A 4,375-nucleotide genomic window follows, 5' to 3' on the forward strand; every position below is an offset into this window, starting at 1 on the left:
GGTGGCCGGGGCTGATGGCAGGGACGCCAGGCTGACGGTACCGGCGGCCACCTTCGCCACATCGGTGCCCTTCAGCAGCGTCACGCCGCCGTGCGCGTTGGCGTTGGCCGGCGTCGGGCCCTGATCGGCGATCGGGGCGTTGTTCACAATGTTCTGGGTGAACACGAGGGCAATGACCGCGAGGATCGCCACAACGGCAACCACAATGCCCCATCCGATGAGCAACTTATTGCGCTTGTCCTTCTTCAGCTGAGCTTCGCGGATCTCGCGGGCCTTTTCGCGGGCCTGGGCGGTGCGCTCTGCCTTGGACAGGCGTGGTTCGTTTGCGGGGCTCATCAGTTCCTCGTGATTTATCGACGGCGTTGGTTTTTAGCTAGGGCAACGGTGCCAGTTTACGGGAGAAGACCGGCAGCTTTGCTGGGGTCTTCGACTCCAGTCTGAGGAACGAGCAAGTGTCCTCGATGATTCCCGCCGGTAGGGTGGGAGATGAGTCACAGGCAACCCCAGGGGGCAGCAATGCAACAAACGGCAAGCGAAAAAACCGACAGCGCACCCGAAGGCAATCAGGCTCCAAGGGCCCGGAAACACGATTTCATGGTGGTCTCCAACCGCCTTCCGGTAGACCGTTACACCAGCGATGACGCGGAAAACGGCGAGGAAGGCTGGCGCCGCTCTCCGGGCGGCCTGGTGACTGCCCTTGCGCCGATGATGACCAAGACCGACGGCGCGTGGGTGGGCTGGCACGGCGCGCCGGACGAAGCGTTGGAACCCTTCAGCCACGGCGGCATGGACCTGATTCCCGTGGAACTCAGCACGCGCGATGTTGAGCTCTATTACGAAGGGTTCTCCAACGCCACTCTCTGGCCGCTTTACCACGACGTCATTGCCCCGCCCGAGTTCCACCGCACCTGGTGGGACAGCTACCGCCGGGTCAACCAGCGCTTCGCCGACGCGTGGTCCACCACGCAGACCACGGAGCCACCGTGTGGGTGCAGGATTACCAACTCCAGCTCGTGCCGAGCATGCTCCGCCGGGCGCGCCCGGACCTGCGCATCGGCTTCTTCAACCACATCCCGTTCCCGCCGCCGGAGATCTTCGCCCAGTTGCCATGGCGCCAGGCCATCATCGAAGGCCTGCTCGGCGCCGACCTGGTGGGTTTCCAGCGCCCCAGCGACGCGGCAAACTTCATGCGCTCGGCACGCCGCTTTATTGGTGCAAGCGTCAAGCAGCAGCAAGTCCACGTCAAGGGAGCGGATGGGCAGATCACCCATATTGCCCGCGCACAGGCCTTCCCGATCTCCATCGCCGTGGATCAAATCAGCGAGCTCGCGGAGCGCCCGGACATCATCGAACGTTCCCGGCAGATCCGCCAGGACCTCGGTAACCCCAAAACCATCCTCCTGGGCGTGGACCGCCTCGACTACACCAAGGGCATCCCCCACCGCCTGAAGGCCTTTGAGGAACTCCTCAAAGAGGGACGGCTCACGGTGGAGGACGCCACACTGATCCAGGTTGCGAGCCCCAGCCGCGAGCGCGTGCGGCAGTACCGGCTCCTGCGGGAAGAGATTGAAGGCACCGTAGGCCACATCAACGGCAGCTTCGACACCATGCAGAACACCGCCGTCCGCTACCTCCACCACAGCTACCCGGTCGAGGAAATGGTCGCGCTGTACCTCGCGGCCGACGTCATGCTGGTGACGGCATTGCGTGACGGCATGAACCTCGTGGCCAAAGAATATGTCACAGCCCGGACCAACAACACGGGCGCCTTGGTCCTCAGTGAATTCACCGGCGCGGCCGATCAACTCAAGCAAGCCCTCCTCATGAATCCGCACGACATCGACGGACTGAAGAACACCATCATGAGGGCCGTGAACCTGCCCCCGAATGAATCACGCCGCCGGATGAAGTCCATGCGCAAGCAAATCCTCGACCACGACGTCGATCATTGGTCGGCCGAATTCCTCTCGGCCCTGGCAGAAACCGTGGTGCGCGATGACTCCTGAGACAGCAGCCACTCCCCCGCTGAGCCTGACGCCCGAACTGCTCGACGCCGTCCGCAGGATCGCGCGAACCGACCACCTTTTGGTGGCGATGGACTTTGACGGCACCATCTCCCCGATCGTGGACCACGCCGACGCCGCGCGGCCGCTCCAGCGCTCAGCCACTGCTTTCGCTGAACTCGCCAAACTCCCGAGGACGACAACGGCGCTCATCTCCGGGCGGGCACTGGCCAGCCTGCGGGCGGTCGCCTCCCCTCCCGAGGCAACGCTGCTGATCGGCAGCCATGGCGCGGAGGCCTGGATGGGCCCCGGTTCGGCGGAACTCCAACTGGACGACGCCCAAAGGGAGCTCCTTGCCGAAGTCCGCGAGGTCCTGGCCGGAATCTCGCAGGAAGCTCCGGGGACGGTCCTCGAAGACAAGCCTGCCGGCGTCGTACTCCATACGCGCCGAGCCGACGATGACGTAGCGGAGGACGCCGTCGCCGCTGCGCGCGCGGTCCTTGAAGGTCGCCCGGGAGTGTTCCTCAAGAACGGCAAACGTGTCCTCGAGACCTCGGTGGTGCATTCCTCCAAGGGCGAGGCGGTCGAGTTCCTGCGCCATGCAACCTCTGCTACGGGGATCCTTTTCGCGGGCGACGATGTGACGGACGAGGACGCGATCGCCAGACTCGGCGCCGGGGATGTCGGGGTGAAAGTCGGGCTGGATTTCACCCAGGCCGAGTTCCGCGTCGAGGCCCCTGTCCACGTCGCCGAGCTCCTGGAAGCGGTCCTTCGCGAACGTCGCCGCGAGGTCTCGGAAGACTCATCTCACATGTGACGTTCGTAACATTTAGGCGAATAACCCGGGCTGCTGCCATACTCTTGGTTGTGATGTGGCGCACAACTACCGTGCGGCGTCACTCAGTCTCCCTTGCCCGGGCCCAGCCCAGCTGGGAGTCCAACTGAATAAACATGAACCATTCACAACGGATCGTCCGGCACGTACCTGCCGGTGAAGGGATTGATAACTGTGGCAACAGTTACTTTTGATAACGCTACGCGTCTGTACCCGGGCACAGATAAGCCCGCCGTCGATAAGCTCAACATCGACATCGCCGACGGCGAATTCCTGGTCCTCGTTGGACCCTCCGGTTGCGGTAAGTCCACCTCCCTGCGCATGCTCGCAGGCCTCGAGGATGTGAACTCCGGCCGCATTCTGATCGGCGACCGCGACGTCACGGACGTCCCGCCGAAAGACCGCGACATCGCAATGGTCTTCCAGAACTACGCTCTGTACCCGCACATGACCGTTGCGGACAACATGGGCTTCGCACTCAAGATCGCCGGCGTTTCCAAGGAAGAGCGTGCCGAGCGTGTCCGCGAAGCAGCCAAGCTTCTTGACCTTGAGCAGTACCTGGACCGCAAGCCGAAGGCCCTCTCCGGTGGCCAGCGTCAGCGTGTTGCCATGGGCCGCGCAATCGTCCGTAACCCGCAGGTCTTCCTCATGGATGAGCCGCTTTCCAACTTGGACGCCAAGCTCCGCGTGCAGACCCGCACGCAGATCGCATCCCTGACCCGCCGACTCGGCGTCACCACCGTCTACGTGACCCACGACCAGGTCGAGGCCATGACCATGGGTGACCGCGTTGCCGTCCTCAAGGACGGACTGCTGCAGCAGGTAGACACCCCGCGCAACCTGTACGACCGCCCGAAGAACGTCTTCGTTGCCGGATTCATCGGTTCCCCCGCAATGAACCTGCTGGAACTGCCGGTCGTCGACGGCGGCGTCCAGTTCGGTGGCACGGTTTACCCGGTACCGCACGATGTCCTCGAAGAGGCACACGGCAAGACCGTCACGCTCGGTTCCCGTCCGGAAGACCTCGAGACCGTTGGCGCCGGCGAGGGCCTCGAAGTTGAGGTCGACGTCGTCGAAGAGCTCGGCGCCGATGCCTACGTCTACGGCCACACCACGCTTGACGGCAAGAGCCACGACATCGTGGCCCGCGTCGACGGCCGCCGTCCCCCGATGAAGGGCGAGTCCATCTTCGTCCGTCCGCAGTCGGGCCACGTGCACTTGTTCGACACCAAGTCGGGCCTGCGCCTGGGCGACTGACACCCACACCGCATTACCGACGCGGCCCTTCCGAGTGGACGGGCCGCCGTCGTCGTTAACAACAGCCTCCATACGGAAGAATTGACCCATGACCGAGCAAAGCGGTGCCAAGTGGCATGACGAACCCACCGACTACGCGCAGATCGGCAAACTCCCGCGCACCGAGGCTGCGAGCGCAATGACGCGGCACCGCCGGCAAGTGTCATCGGATCCCTCAACATCACCGCAGCGGCGGCGGATCCCGAGCTCCTGGACCTCCCCTGGCACATCGCACTCGAAG

At 64.0% G+C, this 4,375-nt stretch carries 2 protein-coding genes and 3 pseudogenes; 4 read left to right on the plus strand and 1 reads right to left on the minus strand.

Annotated features, from left to right (window positions below; translation table 11 throughout):
• Positions 1–336 (minus strand): annotated as a pseudogene (locus AHiyo1_RS26450) (DsbA family protein); the annotation flags it as partial.
• A 180-nt stretch (positions 337–516) separates the two neighbouring features.
• Between AHiyo1_RS26450 and AHiyo1_RS08920 the strand changes: the two are divergent.
• The 4 genes and pseudogenes from AHiyo1_RS08920 to AHiyo1_RS25505 all read left to right on the plus strand — a co-directional run.
• A pseudogene (locus tag AHiyo1_RS08920) lies at positions 517–2,006 on the plus strand (alpha,alpha-trehalose-phosphate synthase (UDP-forming)).
• On the plus strand, positions 1,996–2,820 hold the full coding sequence (otsB, locus tag AHiyo1_RS08925) for a trehalose-phosphatase (protein ID WP_059388326.1): 825 nt from the start codon (positions 1,996–1,998) through the stop codon (positions 2,818–2,820). The pseudogene AHiyo1_RS08920 and the gene otsB overlap by 11 nt, the downstream one beginning before the upstream one ends.
• Before the next feature lie 192 nt (positions 2,821–3,012).
• The gene (locus tag AHiyo1_RS08930; protein WP_059388327.1) at positions 3,013–4,095 is read left to right on the plus strand and encodes an ABC transporter ATP-binding protein; all 1,083 of its coding nucleotides are present in this window, start codon (positions 3,013–3,015) and stop codon (positions 4,093–4,095) included.
• A gap of 88 nt (positions 4,096–4,183) precedes the next feature.
• Positions 4,184–4,375: pseudogene (locus AHiyo1_RS25505) on the plus strand (DUF4032 domain-containing protein); the annotation flags it as partial.

It is taken from the genome of Arthrobacter sp. Hiyo1 (genome assembly GCF_001263615.2).
Taxonomy (GTDB): Bacteria; Actinomycetota; Actinomycetes; order Actinomycetales; family Micrococcaceae; genus Arthrobacter.